General features: G+C 60.1%; 18 protein-coding genes. 11 read left to right on the forward strand and 7 right to left on the reverse strand.

Going from position 1 to position 18825, the window contains the following annotated elements; all coding sequences use genetic code 11:
* Positions 1 to 484: 484 nt before the first annotated feature.
* Positions 485 to 1615: a hypothetical protein gene (locus tag H6F58_RS09785; RefSeq protein ID WP_195181678.1), complete on the reverse strand. Its 1131-nt coding sequence runs from the start codon at positions 1613 to 1615 to the stop codon at positions 485 to 487.
* Between the two features lie 156 nt (positions 1616 to 1771).
* On the opposite strand from H6F58_RS09785, the gene H6F58_RS09790 reads away from it, so the two are divergent.
* The 10 genes from H6F58_RS09790 (at position 1772) to H6F58_RS09835 (ending at position 11514) form a co-directional block, all read left to right on the forward strand.
* Positions 1772 to 2545 carry a hypothetical protein gene (locus H6F58_RS09790; RefSeq protein WP_146278099.1) on the forward strand — a complete coding sequence of 258 codons (774 nt, stop codon included), beginning with the start codon at positions 1772 to 1774 and terminating at the stop codon, positions 2543 to 2545.
* 49 nt (positions 2546 to 2594) lie between these two features.
* Positions 2595 to 3602: an HAD-IIA family hydrolase gene (locus H6F58_RS09795; protein WP_146278100.1), complete on the forward strand. Its 1008-nt coding sequence runs from the start codon at positions 2595 to 2597 to the stop codon at positions 3600 to 3602.
* 2 nt (positions 3603 to 3604) lie between these two features.
* Positions 3605 to 3778: a hypothetical protein gene (locus tag H6F58_RS09800; protein ID WP_171919494.1), complete on the forward strand. Its 174-nt coding sequence runs from the start codon at positions 3605 to 3607 to the stop codon at positions 3776 to 3778.
* Positions 3775 to 4563, forward strand: coding sequence for a TlyA family RNA methyltransferase (locus H6F58_RS09805; protein WP_146278101.1), 789 nt, complete (start codon positions 3775 to 3777; stop codon positions 4561 to 4563). The genes H6F58_RS09800 and H6F58_RS09805 overlap by 4 nt, the downstream gene beginning before the upstream one ends.
* A 74-nt stretch (positions 4564 to 4637) precedes the next feature.
* Complete coding sequence (locus H6F58_RS09810) at positions 4638 to 5666, forward strand: NAD kinase (RefSeq protein WP_060701181.1); 1029 nt, start codon at positions 4638 to 4640, stop codon at positions 5664 to 5666.
* 113 nt (positions 5667 to 5779) lie between these two features.
* Positions 5780 to 7522 carry a DNA repair protein RecN gene (gene recN / locus H6F58_RS09815; RefSeq protein ID WP_146278102.1) on the forward strand — a complete coding sequence of 581 codons (1743 nt, stop codon included), beginning with the start codon at positions 5780 to 5782 and terminating at the stop codon, positions 7520 to 7522.
* A 119-nt stretch (positions 7523 to 7641) separates the two neighbouring features.
* On the forward strand, positions 7642 to 9321 hold the full coding sequence (locus H6F58_RS09820) for a CTP synthase (protein ID WP_195181679.1): 1680 nt from the start codon (positions 7642 to 7644) through the stop codon (positions 9319 to 9321).
* A 125-nt stretch (positions 9322 to 9446) separates the two neighbouring features.
* Positions 9447 to 10085, forward strand: coding sequence for an NUDIX hydrolase (locus H6F58_RS09825; protein ID WP_146278300.1), 639 nt, complete (start codon positions 9447 to 9449; stop codon positions 10083 to 10085).
* Positions 10082 to 11005: a site-specific tyrosine recombinase XerD gene (xerD, locus tag H6F58_RS09830; RefSeq protein WP_146278103.1), complete on the forward strand. Its 924-nt coding sequence runs from the start codon at positions 10082 to 10084 to the stop codon at positions 11003 to 11005. The genes H6F58_RS09825 and xerD overlap by 4 nt, the downstream gene beginning before the upstream one ends.
* Positions 11006 to 11007: 2 nt before the next feature.
* On the forward strand, positions 11008 to 11514 hold the full coding sequence (locus H6F58_RS09835) for an NUDIX domain-containing protein (RefSeq protein ID WP_195181680.1): 507 nt from the start codon (positions 11008 to 11010) through the stop codon (positions 11512 to 11514).
* A gap of 25 nt (positions 11515 to 11539) precedes the next feature.
* Here the strand turns inward: H6F58_RS09835 and H6F58_RS09840 are convergent, their stop codons facing one another.
* The 6 genes from H6F58_RS09840 to H6F58_RS09865 all read right to left on the reverse strand — a co-directional run bounded on the left by H6F58_RS09840 (position 11540) and on the right by H6F58_RS09865 (position 16723).
* Positions 11540 to 11752, reverse strand: a complete 213-nt coding sequence (locus tag H6F58_RS09840) for a helix-turn-helix transcriptional regulator (RefSeq protein ID WP_060701186.1) — start codon at positions 11750 to 11752, stop codon at positions 11540 to 11542.
* A complete protein-coding gene (locus H6F58_RS09845) occupies positions 11752 to 12249 on the reverse strand; it encodes a DUF2975 domain-containing protein (protein WP_060701187.1) in 498 nt (165 codons plus the stop codon). Before H6F58_RS09845 ends, H6F58_RS09840 begins: the two co-directional genes overlap by 1 nt.
* Positions 12250 to 12425: 176 nt before the next feature.
* A complete protein-coding gene (locus H6F58_RS09850) occupies positions 12426 to 13565 on the reverse strand; it encodes a bifunctional 2-methylcitrate synthase/citrate synthase (RefSeq protein WP_060701188.1) in 1140 nt (379 codons plus the stop codon).
* A 59-nt stretch (positions 13566 to 13624) separates the two neighbouring features.
* A complete protein-coding gene (prpB, locus tag H6F58_RS09855; RefSeq protein ID WP_195181681.1) occupies positions 13625 to 14554 on the reverse strand; it encodes a methylisocitrate lyase in 930 nt (309 codons plus the stop codon).
* Position 14555: 1 nt separating this feature from the next.
* Complete coding sequence (locus H6F58_RS09860; protein ID WP_195181682.1) at positions 14556 to 16073, reverse strand: MmgE/PrpD family protein; 1518 nt, start codon at positions 16071 to 16073, stop codon at positions 14556 to 14558.
* A 2-nt stretch (positions 16074 to 16075) separates the two neighbouring features.
* Positions 16076 to 16723, reverse strand: coding sequence for a GntR family transcriptional regulator (locus tag H6F58_RS09865; protein ID WP_146278107.1), 648 nt, complete (start codon positions 16721 to 16723; stop codon positions 16076 to 16078).
* A 185-nt stretch (positions 16724 to 16908) separates the two neighbouring features.
* On the opposite strand from H6F58_RS09865, the gene H6F58_RS09870 reads away from it, so the two are divergent.
* Positions 16909 to 18825, forward strand: coding sequence for an AMP-binding protein (locus H6F58_RS09870; protein WP_195181683.1), 1917 nt, complete (start codon positions 16909 to 16911; stop codon positions 18823 to 18825).

An 18825-nucleotide genomic window follows, 5' to 3' on the forward strand; every position in this document is an offset into this window, starting at 1 on the left:
CACCGCCGGACTTAACTTGAATAATATGTGGTTTGGGCCCTGACACAGTTTGTGTGTTGGGGCCCTTGCTTGTTTAACCAGCAAACTGCTGGTTGGCTTGTTGGTGCTGGGTTGGCTTGTTGGTTGCGGCTTGTTGGTTGGTGGGGGTTCGGGTGGGTGCCTGGCCCCCCTTTTTTTCCTGTTTAACGGTCACGGGCGTTGATCGCTACCGCGGCACCTTGACGGAATTTCATTCAGCAACGCTGGAGTTTGTTGGACTGAGTGTCTTACCACATTGGCTTCTAATCCCTATGGTATGAGTCTTTGCTCCCGTAGACTTGAAGTTAGTTGTTCGTGCCGTTGGAGCACGCTGATTAGTTAATAGTGAAGTGCATCGTGCAAGCGATCACGAAGGTTGCGGTATTGAGATTGCCGCTGAAGGGGACATTAAATGTCTAACGATTTCCGCCGTAGTTCTGATAACGGGCGAGGCGACTTCCGGAATTCAGATACAAACCGCAACAATTCCCGTGATGGCTTTAAGCGTCGCGATGATCGTGGCGAATTTAAGCGCAATGATGATCGCGGTGGTTTCCGCAACGACCGTCGTGAGGATAACCGTGGTGGCTTCCGCCAGGATCGCGATGAAAACCGTGGTGCTTTCAAGCGCAACGAGGACCGTGGTGGCTTCCGTAATGACCGTCGTGATGACAATCGCGGTGGTTTCAAGCGTGATGATAATCGTGGTGGTTTCAAGCGCAACGAGGACCGTGGTGGCTTCCGTAATGACCGTCGTGATGAGAGCCGCGGTGGCTTCCGCCAGGACCGTGATGATAACCGTGGTGGCTTCAAGCGCAATGAAGACCGTGGCGGTTTCCGCAATGACCGTCGTGAAGACAACCGTGGCGGATTCAAGCGTGATGACAATCGCGGTGGCTTCAAGCGCAACGAAGACCGTGGCGGTTTCCGCAATGACCGTCGTGAAGACAACGGCGGTGGCTTCAAGCGCAATGAAGATCGCGGTGGCTTCCGCAATGATCGCGATGATAACCGTGGTGGCTTTAAGCGCAACGAAGACCGCGGTGGCTTCCGCAATGACCGTCGTGAAGACAACCGTGGCGGATTCAAGCGTGATGACAATCGCGGTGGCTTTAAGCGCAACGAAGACCGTGGCGGTTTCCGCAATGATCGTGATGATAGCCGTGGTGGTTTCAAGCGCAATGAAGACCGTGGCGGTTTCCGCAACGATCGTCGCGATGACAACGGCGGTGGCTTCAAGCGCAACGAGGACCGTGGCGGCTTTAAGCGCAATGAGGACCGTGGCGGTTTCCGCAACGATCGTCGTGACGACAAGCGCGGTGGCTTCCGCAGCGACCGTAATGATGACCGCGGTGGCTTCAAGCGCAACGAGGACCGTGGCGGCTTCCGCAATGACCGCCGTGACGACAACGGTGGCGGCTTCAAGCGCAACGAGGACCGTGGCGGCTTCCGCAATGACCGTCGCGATGACAACCGCGGTGGTTTCAAGCGCAATGATGATCGCGGCAACTTCCGCAAGGACGACCGCTCCAAGGGCGATCGACCAGCACGCGGACAGCGTTTCGAAGACCCACGTGCAGAAACTGCACGCGCTCATAACCCAGGCGATCTGCGTATCTCAAACCGTGCTGACCGCACGCAATCTCCGGATATCGACGAGGATGTCACCGGTAAGGAACTGGATCGTGTTGCTCGCGCTCAGCTCCGCTACCTTGAGGAACGTTCTGCAGGCTGGGTTGCAAAGCACCTGGTGATGGCTGGGCGCCTGTTGGAAGAAGATCCAGAGCTTGCTTACGAGCACACCTTGGCAGCTTCGCGTCGTGGTGGCCGCGTGGCGGTAGTTCGTGAAGCAGTTGGCATCGCGGCTTACCACGCTGGCAAGTATGCAGACGCACTGCGCGAATTGCGCACCCACCGCCGGATTTCCGGTTCAGATTACAACCTGCCGTTGATCGCTGATTCGCTGCGCGCGCTGGGCCGCCCGGAAAAGGCCATCGAGTTGGCTCAGTCGGAAGAGTCCGCCAACCTCGAAGCTGCCGTGAAGGTCGAGATGCAGATTGTAGCTGCCGGCGCCTTTGGCGATCTGGGCAAGCTGGATGAGGCATTGGCAGAGCTGGAATCCTTGGAACAGCTGAACTTCAACCGCGCGTTCTCCTTCAGCCCGCGCCTGTTCACTGCCTACGCGGATCTGTTGTCGGCCGCTGGCCGTCCCGAGGACGCAAAGCGCTGGAACGAGCAGGTCGAGGTTGCCGAGCGTGCGCTGGGCATCGAGCAGGAAACCGAATCATTCATCATGGACTTGGCTCCAGAAATGGATGAAGAGGAAGAAGCTCCCCGTGCAAAGGACTTGATCGACCCGGTTGAGGATGAGACCGAGGTCGAGGACGAAGTTTCAGACCAGGATGACGAGACTGAAGCAGCCGAAGAGGCTGCAACCGGGATCGATGAGGAAGACGGCCTGAGCGAAGTCGCCGAATCCGGCACGGAGGGCGAGCCAGCTGAGTCCGAGGACGAGTCCTCGAAGTAAGCTGTGGCAGTAGCAGCCAAAAACAACAAGTAGTAGGAACCACCACCGAATGCTGATTTCTGGATTTGATTCTGTCCTCTCCGACCTCGACGGAGTTGTCTACGCTGGCCCCAACGCCATCGATGACGCTGTCGAGTCGCTGAACACCCTTGCGGAAGTGAATGTCACTCTGGCCTTCATTACCAACAATGCAGGGCGTTCGCCGATGTCTGTCGCAGCGCACCTGCGCCAGCTGGGAGTGAAGACCAGCGCTGAGCAAATTTTCGGTTCGGCAGATGCCGGCGCCGAGATGCTCGCACGCGAATTAAATCCGGGATCCAAGGTTTTGGTGGTGGGTTCGCCCTACCTGCGCGAATGCATTGCAGTTCGCGGCCTGGAAGTGGTCGAATCCCATGCCGATGAACCGGTAGCGGTCATCCAGGGATTCGACCCCGACCTGTCGTGGAAAAACCTGGCCGAGGCCAGCTACGCCATCAACAATGGCGCCATCTGGGTTGCCACTAATACCGACCTGACGATCCCGCGCGCTGAGGGCATTGCCCCGGGCAATGGATCGCTGGTCAACGCGGTGAAATTGGCGACGGGAGCTGAGCCGCAGGTCGCCGGCAAGCCCGAGTCGTACCTTTTTGCCCGTGCCGCGGATCGACTGGATTCGCATCGTCCGCTGGTGGTTGGCGATCGGCTGGATACCGACATTCTCGGTGGATTCCGGGCCGGGTTCTCCACCGCCTTGGTGCTGACCGGCGTGGATTCGCCGCGTACCGCCCTTGGAGCTCCAGTGGAGCAACGCCCCAATTACCTCATCAACACGCTGGCTGACCTGTACCGCCCGTACCCGACCATCAAGGTTTTGGGCTATGGCGTGCAAGTGGGCGAAGCGGTGGCCAAGGTTGACGCCGGAGCGATCGAAGTCTCTGGCAGCGAGTCGGACCTGAATGCCTGGCGCGCCGCCTGCCACGCCTGGTGGCTTGCCCACCCGCGCCAGAGCGGCCATGAAGTACCAGAAATCCGGTTTACCGAGCGTGGACTGGATACCCTGCGCCGGGTTCGAGGCTAAGCATGATTCCACAGAACCCAGTGCCTGCTCCCGGCCCGCGGGGCATGGACGATGCGCAGGTAGAGCAGGCCCTGTCATCGTTGGCCGATCACGATATTACCGAGCATGCAGAGGTCTATGAGCAGTTGCTCGAAGGGCTGCAGCAAGAACTCAATCGCGCGGAGCACAGCCGGTGACAAGGCTCGATCAAGAACTCGTCACCCGAGGTCTGGCCCGTTCGCGCACTGAAGCAGGCAAGCTGATTGCCGCCGGGCGCGTGCTGCTGGCAGGGCATCCTGCCGCCAAGGCCTCAAAGAAGGTTTCTGCCGCCGATGAACTTGCGGTGCTGCCCAGCGGCAGCGAAGAATACGTTTCTCGTGCCGGGCACAAGCTGGCCGGCGCACTAGATGTCTTTGCCACTATCGAACCTGCCGGTCTGCGCTGCCTTGATGCTGGTGCGTCTACCGGGGGATTCACCGATGTATTGCTGCGCCGCGGTGCAGAACATGTGGTCGCAGCCGATGTCGGACATGGACAGCTGGTCGCCGAAATTCGCGAAGACCCCCGGGTCTCGGTCCATGAAGGACTCAACGTCCGCTACCTCACGCCCGAAGATATTGGGGGAGTTGTCGACCTCGTAGTAGCCGACTTGTCCTTCATTTCCTTGCGCCTGGTGATCGATGCCCTGGCTGGGGCCACCAAGCCCGGCGGTTCGCTGGTGCTCATGGCCAAGCCCCAATTCGAGGTCGGCCGCGAGCATTTGAACCGCACCGGAGTAGTCACCGACCCCCAATTGCGCCAAACAGCCGTAGACGCGGTGATTGCCAGCGCACGAAAGGCAGGGCTGCATTTGCAAGGCCTGGCGCGCAGCCCGTTGCCCGGCCAGGACGGCAACGTCGAATTCTTCTTGTGGCTCAAGGCCGGGGAAAATGCACAGCCGGCGGATGTTGCGCTGATTGAGCAGAACGTTGACTATTCTTAGAAGTGACGTGCATTAGCCGGGGTCGAACGCCTCGGTCATTTTGCATCTCACGATCCTGAGAGGGGCCGCCCGCCTTGCGCCGAATTCTAGTTTTCACCCATACCGGACGCCAAGAAGCGATCGCCGCGGCCATAGAAACCTGTTCATTGCTCAAAGCTGCCGGTGCCATCACGGTGATGCGGCGCAAGGACCACGAAGCCATGACCGACGCCATCGGCGAGGCCATCGAGTCGATCGAAATCCTTGGCGAGGACTGCCAGATTGACGACGTTGACCTGGGCGTGGTGCTTGGGGGAGACGGATCGGTGCTCCGCGCCGCCGAATTGGTCCGTGAGGCACCGCTTCCACTGGTGGGCGTGAACCTCGGGCATGTGGGTTTCCTCGCCGAAGCGGAACGCAGCGAACTCGCAGCAACGGTGGACGCCCTGGTCAATCAGGAATATACCGTCGAAGAGCGGATGACCATCGAGGTCAAGGTCTGGCTCGATAATGTATGCCTAGCTGAAACCTGGGCGTTGAACGAAGCCGCCGTGGAGAAAGCCAATCGCGAACGCATGGTCGAAGTGGTGATCGAAGTTGATGGCCGCCCAATTTCGACCTTTGGCTGCGACGGCGTCGTGATGGCAACGCCCACCGGATCGACCGCCTATTCCTTCTCCGCAGGCGGGCCAGTGGTGTGGCCGGATGTAGCTGCGCTGATCATGGTGCCGATTTCGGCCCATGCGCTTTTTGCCAAGCCGCTGGTCGTGTCGCCGGATTCAGTGATGGCGGTCGAGATCCTCACCCGCACCGATGCCGGCGCCGTGCTGTGGTGCGATGGCCGGCGAACTATCGAATTGCCGCCTGGCGCCCGCGTGGAGGTCACGCGCAGCAGCCGCCCGGTGTATTTGGCGCGTTTGAATACCACGCCATTTTCCGAGCGCCTGGTCAACAAGTTTGAATTGCCGATCACTGGATGGCGCGGGCCGGCAAAGGTAGATGCACGCCGATCAGCCACTGCCGCCCTTCCGGTTATCGGTCCTGGCTTGCAGAGTGTCGAGCCGCACCACCGTGACGAACCGGGAATCCCCATGGTCGCGCGAACCGACGATGGCCCGGAATAAACGAGTTCCAGAAAAATTTTCCACACGCTCGAACATAACTACGAAAAACAGGGTTAGAACACATATACTAAAATCTCACGGTACGACTTGAACTCGACATTCGGGAGCAGGCAATGATTCAGGAAATCCAGATTTCCAACCTTGGTGTGATTACCGAGGCCACCCTTCCACTGGGCCCAGGGCTCACAGTGGTCACCGGTGAAACCGGGGCTGGCAAGACCATGGTGATCACCGCGCTGTCCTTGCTGCTGGGGCGTCGTGCCGATGCCGGGGCGGTGCGAAACGGTGCCAAGCATGCCCTCGCCGAGGCCGTGGTGCACTTGCCGCCGGATCACCATGTACTAGATTCTGCCAGCCAGGCCGGTGCCTTTATTGAACCGGCTGGCGAACAGAGCGAACTGCTGCTTTCCCGATCGCTGTCGGCCCAGGGGCGTTCCAGGGCTACCATTGGCGGGCGCAGCGCCCCGGTGGGCCTGCTCGCCGAGCTGGGCCATGATCTCGTCGCAGTCCACGGCCAATCCGATCAGATTCGGCTCAAGGAGCCAGCCGCTCAACGCGATGCCCTCGATCGCTTTGCCGGACAATCGCTCACCCGCCTCTTGAGCAGCTACCAGCGCTCGTACCGCCAGTGGCGCTCCGCAACTAAAGAGCTATCGAGCCTGAAGACCGAATCGCGCAATCGAGTGCGCGAGGCCGAGAATTTGCGCTTGGCCCTGGATGAGATTGAGTCGCTGGATCCGCAGCCGGGTGAGGATGAAACCTTGCGCGAGCAGTCGATCAAGTTGGGCAACGTTGAGTCGCTTCGATCTGCCAGCCAGCAAGCGCAGTCCGTAATCGATTCCGAAGATTTCGAGAACCCTGGAGTCACGACGCTGGTGGAAACTGCCAGGGGAGTGCTCGCGCAGGCCAGTGGCGACGATCCCGTATTGTCCTCCTTTGCCGAGCGTGCTGCAGAACTTGGCATTCTTGCCTCAGAGCTGTCCAGCGATCTGGCGGCCTATGCCGCAGATCTCGACGAGGAAGGCCCGGAGCGGCTTGCGCAGATCGAAGCCCGCCGCGCTGATTTGAACAAGCTGATGCGGAAGTACGCTCCGAGCGTCGACGAAGTGATCAGCTGGGCGTCCGAGGCCCGTTCCCGCCTCGAGCGGCTTGGTGGCGATGATTCGCGGATTGCGGAGCTTGAGAATGAAGTAGTTGAGCTTGAGCATCGCGTCGCTTCGCTTGCCTCCGAGCTGTCGGAATCTCGACGCAAAGCGGCGAAAAAGCTCTCCTCGCAGGTTTCGGCCGAACTTAAAGCCTTGGCAATGCCAGATGCAAAGCTCGTTATTGAAGTCGCCGAATTGGACGAGCCGGGGGCCTTCGGCCAGGACGCAATTTCGATGCTGCTCGCCCCTCATGCCGGTGCCGCTCCACGGGCTTTGGGCAAGGGCGCCAGCGGTGGCGAACTCTCGCGTGTCATGCTGGCCATTGAAGTCGTGTTGGCGGCGGTCGACCCGGTGCCGACGTTCGTTTTCGACGAAGTCGACCAGGGTGTAGGCGGCAAGGCTGCCGTAGCCATTGGCGAACGCCTGGCAATGCTCGCCAGGCACGTGCAGGTCATCGTCGTGACACACCTGCCCCAGGTTGCCGCGTATGCGGATCGCCATATTCGAGTGATCAAGAATTCGGATGCTACATCGAAATCAGGTGCGGGCTACACCGCCAGCGATGTGATTAGCCTCGATCAGGATGCACGCGTCAAGGAATTGGCTAGGATGCTCGCGGGCCAAGAGGAATCGGATACAGCTCAGGCCCATGCGGAGGAATTGCTTTCCGAAGCCCAGATTCTAGTGTCATCGCTCACCACCGCGAAATAGATTTTCGGCTAAAAGTCTTGGTGAATGCCTGAATTACGGTGAGGCTAGGGCTTCGCGTGATGGTGCACTAGAGTTTTAGAAGGATGCTAAATATTGGAATGGTGATAGGATGAAATCCCGTGGTGCAGCGTAATTCAACTCGTGATTCTCGGTCGTCTGAAACGACAAAGCATATCTTCGTCACCGGCGGTGTGGCCTCTTCCCTTGGTAAGGGATTGACGGCATCCAGCCTTGGACATCTACTTCGAGCTCGTGGTCTCTCAGTGACCATGCAGAAGCTCGATCCCTACCTGAACGTCGATCCAGGTACTATGAACCCATTCCAGCACGGTGAAGTCTTCGTCACTGACGATGGCGCAGAAACCGATCTGGATATCGGACACTATGAGCGCTTCCTGGATGAGAACCTTCCTGGTACCGCCAACGTAACTACCGGTCAGGTGTATTCAACCGTTCTGGAACGTGAACGTCGCGGTGAGTACTTGGGCGATACCGTCCAGGTGATCCCGCACATCACGGATGAAATCAAGCGCCGTATGCGCTTGGCCGCCACTGATCCTGCCGCCGGCAAGTCAGCTCCAGATGTGATCATCACCGAAATCGGTGGCACTGTTGGCGACATCGAATCCCAGCCATTCTTGGAAGCAGCGCGCCAGGTTCGACAGGACATCGGCCGCAAGAACGCTTTCTTCGTACATGTATCCCTGGTTCCATTCATTGGCCCGAGCCATGAGCTGAAGACCAAGCCAACCCAGCACTCCGTAGCTGCGTTGCGCTCCATCGGCATTCAGCCAGACTCATTGGTCATCCGTTCCGATCGTCCGATTCCTGCAGAGATGCGAGCCAAGCTCGGACGCACTTGCGACGTGGACACCGAAGCTGTCATCAACTGCGCTGATGCCCCGAGCATCTACGACATCCCCAAGGTCATCCACGCTCAGGGCCTGGACGCCTACATCGTGCAGACTTTGGAACTGAAGTTCCGCGATGTCGACTGGAGCTCGTGGGATCGCCTGCTGGACGTTGTGCACAACCCAAGCACCGAGCTGACCGTAGCTCTGGTTGGCAAGTACATCGACCTCCCGGACGCCTACCTTTCGGTGACCGAAGCATTGCGCGCCGGTGGATTCGCTAACAACGCCAAGGTCAACATTCGCTGGGTTCCAGCAGATGAATGCGCCACTGAAGCCGGAGCTGCCAAGGCTCTCGCTGGCGTTGAAGCAATCTGCGTGCCAGGCGGCTTCGGCATTCGCGGCCTCGAAGGCAAGCTGGGCGCACTGCGTTTCGCTCGTGAGAACAAGCTGCCTACCCTCGGCCTTTGCCTTGGCCTGCAGTCCATGGTCATCGAATACGCGCGTAACGTTGCTGGCCTTGAAGGCGCATCGTCCACCGAATTCGATCCAGATACCACCACCCCGGTCATCGCGACCATGGAGGAGCAGCTGGAGATCGTGGATGGCAAGGGCGATTTGGGCGGAACCATGCGCCTTGGCCTTTATGAGGCAAAGCTGGCTGAAGGGTCGGTCCTGGCCGAAACCTACGGCACGACCGACGTAGCAGAACGCCACCGTCACCGTTACGAGGTCAACAACTCGTACCGCGCGCAGCTGGAAGAAGCTGGACTGGTCTTCTCCGGCACTTCGCCAGATGGCAGCCTTGTAGAATTTGTGGAACTTCCAAAGGATGTTCACCCTTACTACGTCTCCACTCAGGCGCACCCGGAGCTCTCCAGCCGCCCGACACGACCACACCCGATGTTCGCTGGCCTGGTTGCTGCTGCCTTGGATCAGCGCAACTAGCAAACTTCGGGCAGAGCGAATTCTCTGCAAGCACTCGCGCGCCGGTTACTCTTGACCGGCGCGCGGCTGTTTAAGCTTGGAATTGAAGGACAGCTATTACCTACCAAAGGACGAACCTGGTGTCGATGCCTCCAATTTCCGACGAATTCTCTCCGCGCGAATTACTGGGCCGGGAAACAGTGTACGAAGGGCGAATCTGGAACGTCATCCACGATTCGGTGAAGCTTTCAGAGACTGGCGGAACCATTGAACGTGATTACATCAACCACCCTGGCGCCGTCAGTGTATTGGTGATGGATGATGACGAGCGAGTGCTGATGATCAATCAGTATCGCCATCCAGTCGGGATGCGCTTATGGGAGATTCCTGCGGGGCTGTTGGATATCGAGGGCGAGGCACCGCTGGATGCAGCCAAGCGTGAGCTCTGGGAAGAAGCGGACCGAACGGCAAATCATTGGTCAATTTTGACGGATGTCTTCCTTTCGCCAGGCTCGTCATCGGAGGCCGTGCGAGTATATCTAGCACGCGAACCGCAGCTCGTGCCGGAGGACCAGCGACATGAACGCACCGAAGAAGAAGCTGAAATGATCAGCACCTGGGTTCCATTGGAAGAAGCTGTTGCCGCCGTACTGGCCGGCAAGATTCACAATCCAACGGCAATGATCGCGCTCCTGGCTGCTCAAGCTGCACGAGCTAGCAAGTACACCAATTTGCGCGACGCGAATGAACCATTCGAGGTTCACCCCAATCTGCGCGAAGGATGAGCGACGGCTTTGAGCAGGCGGTCAAGCGCTACTTGCAGCACCTGGCCATCGAACGAGGCCTAGCCGAGAACACGCTTGCATCGTACCGCCGGGACCTAGCCCGCTATGCAGATGTGCTGCAAACCTATAACGTGAACGATCCACAGCAAATCACCGAGGCCACCATTAGCGGTTATCTGCAGGAGCTTTCCCGCGGCGACGACGACCATAAGCCCTTGGGCGCGAGGTCCGTGGCCAGGCATGCAGTGGCCATACGGCAGTTGCACAAGTACTGGGAGCTGGAAGGGATTTGCGTGCCCAATCCGGCACGCGAGATTCAGCCCCCGGCAATCGGGCAATCACTGCCAAAAGCGATTTCCATTGCGCAGGTAATTCGACTGCTGGATTCGATCAGTACCGAAACTCCGGCAGGCCTGCGTGATCGCGCCATCCTGGAATTCTTGTACGCCACCGGTGCTCGAATTTCTGAAGTGGTCGATCTGGATGTGGACGATCTTCATTTTGCCGACGACGCGGTGGTCCGGCTCTTCGGCAAGGGGTCCAAGGAACGCATCGTTCCCGTAGGCGGTTACGCGCAGCAAGCGGTCAGCGACTACCTGGTGCGTTCGCGACCTGGGTTGGCGCTGAAGGGCAACGGCACGCCTGCGCTCTTTCTCAATCAGCGCGGTGGCCGGCTGTCTCGACAGTCAGTTTGGCTCTTGATCAGCAAGGCTGCGCAGCGATCGGGAATCAATGTCGAAGTTTCGCCGCATACCTTGCGCCACTCCTTCGCCACCCACTTACTAGAGGGCGGTGCCGATGTTCGTGTAGTGCAAGAACTCCTGGGTCACGCTTCGGTGACTACAACGCAGATTTATACCAAAGTGACGGTGGACTCGCTGCGTGAGTCCTATCAACTGGCGCATCCAAGGGTTGAATGACCATGTCTGGGAATAGCCACTCGTCTAATCCTCGCCCGGTGGCGTTGGTTGCCTTGCTCGCTGAACGGGATGGGAATGCCCAAATTCTGCTGGGGCGAAAGTTGCGCGGATTCGGGCAAGGAAAGATCGTCCTTCCCGGAGGGAAAAATGAACCGGGGGAGTCGAGCAGGCAAGCGGCTGTTCGGGAATTTTTCGAAGAAACGGGTCTGAGGGTCTCTGGCCCGGAACTGCAACTGGCGGCAAGAATTGAATTCAGGTTCAGTTCGCTGCCCGCCGCTGACATGGACTGCATGACCTTTATCGCGCGATCTGCCGAGGGGCAAGCAGCAAGCAGCGACGAGCTCGAACCGTTGTGGTTCCGCATCGACCAATTGCCCGTCGATCAGATGTGGCAGGACTCGAAAACTTGGCTGCCCCAGCTGGCCGCCGGCCAGAGGTTCACCGCAAGGATAGTTCTGGCCTCCGACAACATCTCGGTGCAAACGATTGATTTTGACCCCTGGGATTGATCTTGATCCGATGCCGTTCTCTGTCCTAGCCGGCGTCGGGTTCAAAAATCAGCAGGTCGCCAGGTTGGCAATCCAATTCACGGCACAACGCTTCCAAGGTGCTAAACCGGACTGCCTTGGCCCGTCCATTTTTGAGCACGGCAAGATTCGCAGGCGTGATGCCGATCTTCTCTGATAGTTCGCCAACCCCCATTTTTCGCTTGGCTAGCATCACGTCGATATCTACTCGAATTCCCATCAGATAACGCCACCCAATTCGGTGCGAAGTTCGGCAGCTTGGGCTTCGGTCATTGCCGCTTGTTCGAGCAGCTGGCGCAGGACGAGCACGATGATGCTGATGCCGATCATCAGGAGTCCGGCCCCACCGACAAGAAGCACAACGCCGGGGGCTATTTCGGTGCTGGCAGCGAAGATGGCGCCGAGTGCAAGCGTGGCCAAGGCGCCGACCGCGAAGGCGATGATGATGGGCGTTACATAACCCAAAGAGGCCGGGTCGAAAACAGTCCCGCGTTTGACTCTCGTCGCTAATTTCCACACGCAGTAAACGCAGGTTTCAATGATGAGCCCTGCGAGAAAAAGGTAGCTGAGGAAGGAACCTTGAAAGAACTTCTCCGTCCCGTCGCTCGGTGATTCGTGGATGAAAATCATCGGGATCATGAATAGCTGGACAAAGAATGTGCCAGCTAGAATCACAGCCAGAATTACCTTCAACCCGACAATGCTGAATTTTCCCATGGCAAGATACCTTATCGTTCTTCGAAGTGTTTCTATCGTTAAACGATAGGTTGATTCGTTCGATACTGCAAGCCTGCGTGGCGGCTAACTGGTGCACTCCGGTCCTGGACATGGCAAAGGCCACGAGGTGGAAGTGCTTGCTTTGTCCCCGTGGCCCTTGTTGCGAGCTGAACTTTTTACAGTGCGCGCTGCTCCGAGCCGTTATAGGCAGAGAGCGGTCGGATCAGCGCGTTGGCTGCGCGCTGTTCGAAGATATGGCTCGTCCAGCCGGTAATGCGTGCCGCAATGAAGATCGGGGTGAACATCTCGGTGTCAAAGCCCATGAGGTGATAGGTCGGGCCGGCCGGGTAATCCAGGTTTGGCTTGATGGATTTGGCTTCATCCATGGCAGCTTCCAGGCCGTCGTACAATCCCAGTATTTCGTGACGATCGTAGTGTTCAATCATCCGGTCCAACGCGGCCTTCATGGTCGGGACGCGCGAGTCGCCGTGCTTGTAAACACGGTGCCCGAAGCCCATGACTTTCTTCTTCGCGGCCAGTGCTTCCACCATCCAGGCCTTGGCGCGCTTTGCTGCATCTTCGCGAGATTCGTCTTTGTTGATGCCGATCTCGGTAAAGGTGTGCATCACCGCTTCGTTGGCTCCACCATGCAGCGGACCCTTCAACGCTCCAATGGCCCCAGTGACCGCCGAATGGAGATCCGACAGGGTCGAAGTGATTACTCGGGCGGTGAAGGTCGAGGCGTTGAAAGAGTGTTCTGCATAGAGCACCATGGACACGCGGAAAGCATCGACAACCTCCGGGGCGGCTTCTTCGCCAAAGGTCATCCACAAGAAGTTGGACGAGTAGTCCAGATCTTCACGCGGGGCGACAATCTCCAGGCCGCGGCGGCGGCGCTGGTCGTAGGCAACCACTGCCGGGAAAGCAGCGAACAGTTCCTTGGCCTTGAGCAGTTCGGCCTCGGGCGAGGAATTGCCTGCCTCGGGGTGGTTTGCGCCGATCACCGATACTGCGGTGCGTCCGACATCCATGGGGTGGCAGTCGGCAGGCAGCAGATCAATGGCGGCTTTGACCCGCGGATCCAAAGCGCGGTTGGCGCGTTCGAAGGCGGTGAACTCGGTCAATTCGCTCTGGCTCGGCAATTCCCCGGTCCACAAGAGCAGTGCGACCTCTTCGAAGGACTTGTTAGCGGCCAGGTCCTGCACGGGATAACCGCGATACAACAGCGAGTTCGTTTCCGGGTTGACCTTGGAGACGGCGGTGTAGTCAACGACAACGCCTGCCAGGCCCTTTTTGATTTCCTCTGGGGTAGTCATTCTTGCTCCTCTTCATTGCCGGAGAAATAATGCATTGGTGATACTGCTATGGTGCGAATCTAGAGGTTGGCGCTATTGGAATCAATGTCCAAGGTCGGGACCTGGAAATTGAAGATTCCGGTATCAAAGCGGTTGTAGGCTTCATAGTCCACGAGCTCGTAGAGGCGTGACCTGGTTAACATGTTATCCACCTCGCGCTGCTGGGTGCCATCCTCGCTGATGGCATCCAGCGCCCGCTCGGCCGCGCCCATGGCGCTGCGCAACAGGGTGACCGGGTAGATGATCAGCGCGACACCGGCATCTGCCAGCTGTTGGCGGTTGAATAGCTCGGACTTGCCGAACTCGGTCATATTCGCCAGTACCGGCACATCCACGGCGTTGCACACGGCCTCGAACTCTGCGACGTTTTTCATCGCCTCGGGGAAGATCGCGTCGGCTCCGGCGTCGACCATCGCCTTGGCCCGGTCGATGGCCGATTCAAGGCCCTCGACCGCGCGAATATCGGTGCGGGCCATGATCAGGAAGTTCTGATCGATGCGTGCATCAGCGGCGGCGGCGATGCGCTTGAGCATGGTGTGGGTGTCCACCACGTTCTTGCCGTCCAGGTGGCCGCAGCGTTTCGGATTGAATTGGTCCTCGATGTGGCACCCGGCAAGTCCAGCGTATTCGAGTTCCTGGATGGTGCGGGCCACGTTCATCGGCTCGCCGAATCCCGTATCGGCATCCACGATCGCGGGCAGGTCGGACATGCGGGCGATTTGCCCGGCACGCGTGGCTACCTCGGTCAGCGAGGTCAATCCGATATCCGGCAGGCCAAGGTCGTTGGCGAGCACCGCACCGGAAATGTAGATGCCGTCGAACTGCTTCTCGCTGATCAGCTTCGCCGAGAGCGGGTTGAAAGCGCCGGGGAACTGGCGGGCAGCTCCCGGGGTGAGCATTTCGCGCAGCGCCAGGCGCTTGGCGGCGGGGGTTTTGGTTGAGTACAACATGCTAGAACAGGCCCTTCGGTGCGGCCGCTGCGTCGATGACGCCCGCTGCGGCCTGGATGTTCAGCTGATCCAGTTCGCCTGCGGCCAGATTTTCAAGGTTTTCTGCGGCCGCGATGAAGCGGTCGATCTCCGCGTCGTCCACCAGGCCGGCGGCCAGGGTGCGGAACTTGTTGATGTACTGCTCGCGGGCGAAAGGACGGGCACCCAGTGGGTGTGCGTCGGCCACGGCGATCTCATCGGTGATCACGGTGCCGTCGTTCAAGGTGATTTCCACCGAACCGCCGAAGGCCTTCTCCGCGATGTCCAGCGAGTGGTAGCGGCGGGTCCATTGCGCATCTTCTTCGGTGGTGACCTTGTGCCACAGCTCCACGGTGTCGGCGCGGCCGGCACGCTCAGGGGAGTAGGAATCCACGTGGTGCCATGCGCCATCCTGCAAGGCCACGGTGAAGATGTACGGGATCGAGTGGTCCAGGGTTTCGCGGCTGGCGGTGGGATCGTACTTCTGCGGGTCGTTCGCGCCGGAGCCGATGACGTAGTGGGTGTGGTGGCTGGTCTTGATCAGCACCGAGGTGACGTTCTTCGGGTCCGTGGCCTCCGGGTGCTCGCTGTGCAGCTTGCGGGCCAGGTCGATCCAGGCCTGGGCCTGGTACTCGGCCGAGTGCTCCTTGGTGTAGGTGTCCAGGATGGCGCGCTTGGCTTCGCCGGCTTCTGGCAGCGGCACCTCGTAGGCGGCATCCTTGCCATCGAGCATCCATGCGATGACGCCGTCTTCGCCCTCGTAGATTGGCACTGGGGAGGTCTGGCCGCGCATCGCGCGGTCCGCGGCCTCGACGGCCATCTTGCCGGCGAAGGCCGGGGCGTGGGCCTTCCAGGTGGAGATTTCGCCCTTGCGCGACTGGCGGGTGGCGGTGGTGGTGTGCAGGCCCTGTCCCACGGCCTGGAAGATGATTTCGACATCCAGGCCCAGCAGGGTGCCGATGCCGGCGGCGGCCGATGGGCCCAGGTGCGCGACATGGTCGATCTTGTGCTTGTGCAGGCAGATGGCCTTGACCAGGTCCACCTGGATTTCGTAGCCGGTGGCGATGCCGCGGATCAGGTCCTTGCCCGAGGCGCCAGTGTGCTGCGCAACAGCCAGGATCGGCGGGATGTTGTCGCCCGGGTGCGAGTATTCGGCGGCCAGGAAGGTGTCATGGTAGTCCAGTTCGCGCACGGCCACGCCGTTGGCCCAGGCCGCCCATTCCGGGGAGACCTTTTCGGAGATGCCGAAGACGCTGGCGCCCGCCCCGCCGGTGGATGGGGCGTGGGTCAGTGCCTGGGCGCGGGCGGCAATGATAGGTCCGCGGTTCAGCGAAGCGATGGCCACCGAGGCATTGTCGATGATGCGGTTGATGATCATGTCGGTCACTTCTGCGGTGACCTCTACCGGATCGGCGGCCACCGTGGCGATCTTGTGCGCCAGCTGGTCTTCGCGAGCCAGGTTTTCCTCGGAGCGGTATACGCGTACAGGGTGCTTGATCATGGTCATTGCCTTTCTGATCCGGCCGCGTGGGCCATGATGTGGGTGAAGGATTGGTGCAGGTGAACTGTGGTGGCCGCCGCGGCAACCTCCGGATTCCCGCTGGCGATCGCTCGCGCTATGGCAGCATGCTCGCCGGCGGAGGCCTTGAGCCGTTGGGGGTTGTCCTTGGCCATGCGCCGAATCCGTTGCAGGTGAACCCGCAGGGTGCGCAATGCGTTGGACAGGTACTTGTTGTTCGCAGCCTCGTCGATGGAGTCGTCGAGCAGCTGCACCAGCTGGTAGTAGGATTCGCGGGATCCGGGGATCTCTATTTCTAGGGCGGCGGCCTCAAAGCGCTGCGCCAGTTCGTCGAAGCTTGCTCGCTGCGCTGAGCCGGCTGCCTGCCGGGCGCTGGCGCATTCCAGTGCTACGCGCAGGACGAACAGGTCTTCTACGTGATCTTCGCTGACCTCCGAGACCACCGTGCCTCGCCCGCGTTGCGCTACCGCCAGTCCATCGGCAACCAGCCGCCCCAGCGCCTCGCGAACCGGTGTGCGCGAAACGCCCAGGCGTTCTGACTGCTCGACTTCTGCGAGTACGGTGCCCGGAGCCAAGCGCCATTCGACAATGTCGGCACGCAGGCTCTCGTAGACCTTGTCGCTTGCTCTCATGCTGCAATTGTATACACGGACCGTGGAAAATTGGGAGATTTGAGAATATTTCCCAAAATTTTTTCAAGTAGTGTATACATAAACCTTGTGGTGGAGTGACTTGGCTCATAGAGTTGACGGCGAGGACGATCTCAGTCACCACGCAGGGGCCGGGCAATGACGCCCGGTGCCGGGAGGAAAGAACAATGGCACAGGAATACCGCCGGGCCTTTGCCCAGGCTACCAACGACCCCGCCACCTTCTGGCTGCAAGCGGCCCAGGATCTCCAATGGGACACGGTGCCGCAAATAGCCATCGACGATTCGCGCAAGCCGCTCTATTCCTGGTTTCCCGATGGCAAGCTCAACCTTTCCAGCAATGCGCTCGATCGGCATGTTGCCGCCGGCCGCGCAGATCACACCGCGCTGATCCATGATTCAGCGATGCTGGGCAGCGTCGTCAGCTACACCTACGCGCAGCTGCTGAGCGAAGTTGAAACCTTTGCCGGCGTATTGGCAGGGCGCGGGGTCGGCATGGGGGATCGGGTGCTGATCTACTTGCCGATGATCCCGCAGGCCGTGATCGCCATGCTCGCTTGCGCCCGGCTCGGTGCCGTGCATTCGGTGGTCTTTGGCGGTTTTGCCCCGAAGGAGCTGGCGGCGCGTATTACCGACTGCGCGCCGGTCGCGGTGGTCACCGCCTCCGGCGGCATCGAGCCAAGCAGGCGCATCGAATACCTGCCGGCGGTGGCCGAGGCGCTGTCCCTGGCAGAACCAGCCGTCAAGGACGTGATTGTGGCCCACCGCGATGGGTTCGAGCATGGCCTCGCCGACTACCGGAACCAGCCGATCAACGGCCACCAAGTCAATTGGCTGGACTGGGATGAGCAGGCGCAGCAGGCAGCACCCGCCGCGGCCGTGCCCGTGCCATCAACCCACCCGCTCTACGTGCTGTACACCTCGGGCACCACCGGGGCGCCGAAAGGAGTGGTCCGCGACACCGGTGGCTACGGCACGGCGCTGCAGTACTCGATGAACGCAATCTACGATGTGCATCCCGGGGACACCATGTTCACCGCCTCCGATGTCGGCTGGGTCGTAGGCCACTCCTACATTGTGTACGCGCCGCTGATCGCCGGCGCGACAACGGTCCTCTATGAAGGCAAGCCGGTGGGCACGCCGGATGCTGGAGTTTTTGGGCGCATTATCGAGGACCACGGGGTCACAACGATGTTCACCGCGCCAACTGCGTTGCGTGCCGTGCGCAAGGCGGATCCGCAGGGCGCGCTGATCGCCAGCCATGACTTGTCCACCCTGCGCGCGCTGTTTGTCGCCGGAGAGCGACTGGACCCCGATACCTTCCACTTCGCCTCCGATCTTCTGCGGATTCCCGTGGTGGATAACTGGTGGCAGACCGAGACCGGTTGGCCGATCGCCGCGAATCCGCTGGGGCTGGAAGCACTGCCGGCCAAGGCGGGATCGCCCACCACCCCGGTGCCTGGCTTCGCGGTGCAGATTCGCGATGGCCTGGGCGAAAAGCTGCCAGCGGGCCAGGAGGGAAATATTGTTGTCCGCCTGCCATTGCCACCGGGTGCGTTGACCACGCTGTGGGGCAACGACCAGCGCTTTATCGACACGTATCTGGCGCAGATCGAGGGGTGCTACCTGACCGGGGACTCGGGGTTCCTGGATGAGGACGGCTACCTCTTCGTGATGGGCCGCACCGATGACGTGATCAACGTTTCCGGGCACCGGCTGTCCACCGGCGCCATCGAGCAGGTGCTGGCCAGCCATCCGGCGGTCGCAGAATGCGCCGTGATCGGCCTGGCCGATGCGCTCAAGGGGCAGCGCGCCAGTGGCTATGTGGTGCTCAAATCCGGCGTTCAGATCGACGGCGAAACCTTGGCGCGGGAAATTGTCGCCCTGGTGCGCCGGCAGATCGGCGCCGTGGCGGACTTCCGCGAAGTCACGGTGGTTGCCGCGTTGCCGAAGACCCGTTCGGGCAAAATCCTGCGCAAGACCATGCGGCAGATTGCCGACGGCAAGGAGTACACCGTTCCATCCACCATCGAGGACCCTGCAGTGCTCGATGAATTGGTGCCGCTGCTGCGCGCGCAAGCCTAG

It is taken from the genome of Glutamicibacter sp. FBE19, assembly GCF_015524875.1.
Classification (GTDB): domain Bacteria; phylum Actinomycetota; class Actinomycetes; order Actinomycetales; family Micrococcaceae; genus Glutamicibacter; species Glutamicibacter halophytocola.

Excerpts from the sequence above, each read along its gene's own strand:
- H6F58_RS09785 (WP_195181678.1), bottom strand. The coding sequence starts at position 1,615 with ATGAGCGCGTGCAGTTTCTGCACGTGGGTCTTCGAAACGCTGTCCGCG.
- H6F58_RS09790 (WP_146278099.1), top strand. The coding sequence starts at position 1,772 with ATGGCTGGGCGCCTGTTGGAAGAAGATCCAGAGCTTGCTTACGAGCAC.
- H6F58_RS09795 (WP_146278100.1), top strand. The coding sequence starts at position 2,595 with ATGCTGATTTCTGGATTTGATTCTGTCCTCTCCGACCTCGACGGAGTT.
- H6F58_RS09800 (WP_171919494.1), top strand. The coding sequence starts at position 3,605 with ATGATTCCACAGAACCCAGTGCCTGCTCCCGGCCCGCGGGGCATGGAC.
- recN (WP_146278102.1), top strand. The coding sequence starts at position 5,780 with ATGATTCAGGAAATCCAGATTTCCAACCTTGGTGTGATTACCGAGGCC.
- H6F58_RS09825 (WP_146278300.1), top strand. The coding sequence starts at position 9,447 with ATGCCTCCAATTTCCGACGAATTCTCTCCGCGCGAATTACTGGGCCGG.
- xerD (WP_146278103.1), top strand. The coding sequence starts at position 10,082 with ATGAGCGACGGCTTTGAGCAGGCGGTCAAGCGCTACTTGCAGCACCTG.
- H6F58_RS09835 (WP_195181680.1), top strand. The coding sequence starts at position 11,008 with ATGTCTGGGAATAGCCACTCGTCTAATCCTCGCCCGGTGGCGTTGGTT.
- H6F58_RS09840 (WP_060701186.1), bottom strand. The coding sequence starts at position 11,752 with ATGGGAATTCGAGTAGATATCGACGTGATGCTAGCCAAGCGAAAAATG.
- H6F58_RS09845 (WP_060701187.1), bottom strand. The coding sequence starts at position 12,249 with ATGGGAAAATTCAGCATTGTCGGGTTGAAGGTAATTCTGGCTGTGATT.
- H6F58_RS09850 (WP_060701188.1), bottom strand. The coding sequence starts at position 13,565 with ATGACTACCCCAGAGGAAATCAAAAAGGGCCTGGCAGGCGTTGTCGTT.
- prpB (WP_195181681.1), bottom strand. The coding sequence starts at position 14,554 with ATGTTGTACTCAACCAAAACCCCCGCCGCCAAGCGCCTGGCGCTGCGC.
- H6F58_RS09860 (WP_195181682.1), bottom strand. The coding sequence starts at position 16,073 with ATGATCAAGCACCCTGTACGCGTATACCGCTCCGAGGAAAACCTGGCT.
- H6F58_RS09865 (WP_146278107.1), bottom strand. The coding sequence starts at position 16,723 with ATGAGAGCAAGCGACAAGGTCTACGAGAGCCTGCGTGCCGACATTGTC.
- H6F58_RS09870 (WP_195181683.1), top strand. The coding sequence starts at position 16,909 with ATGGCACAGGAATACCGCCGGGCCTTTGCCCAGGCTACCAACGACCCC.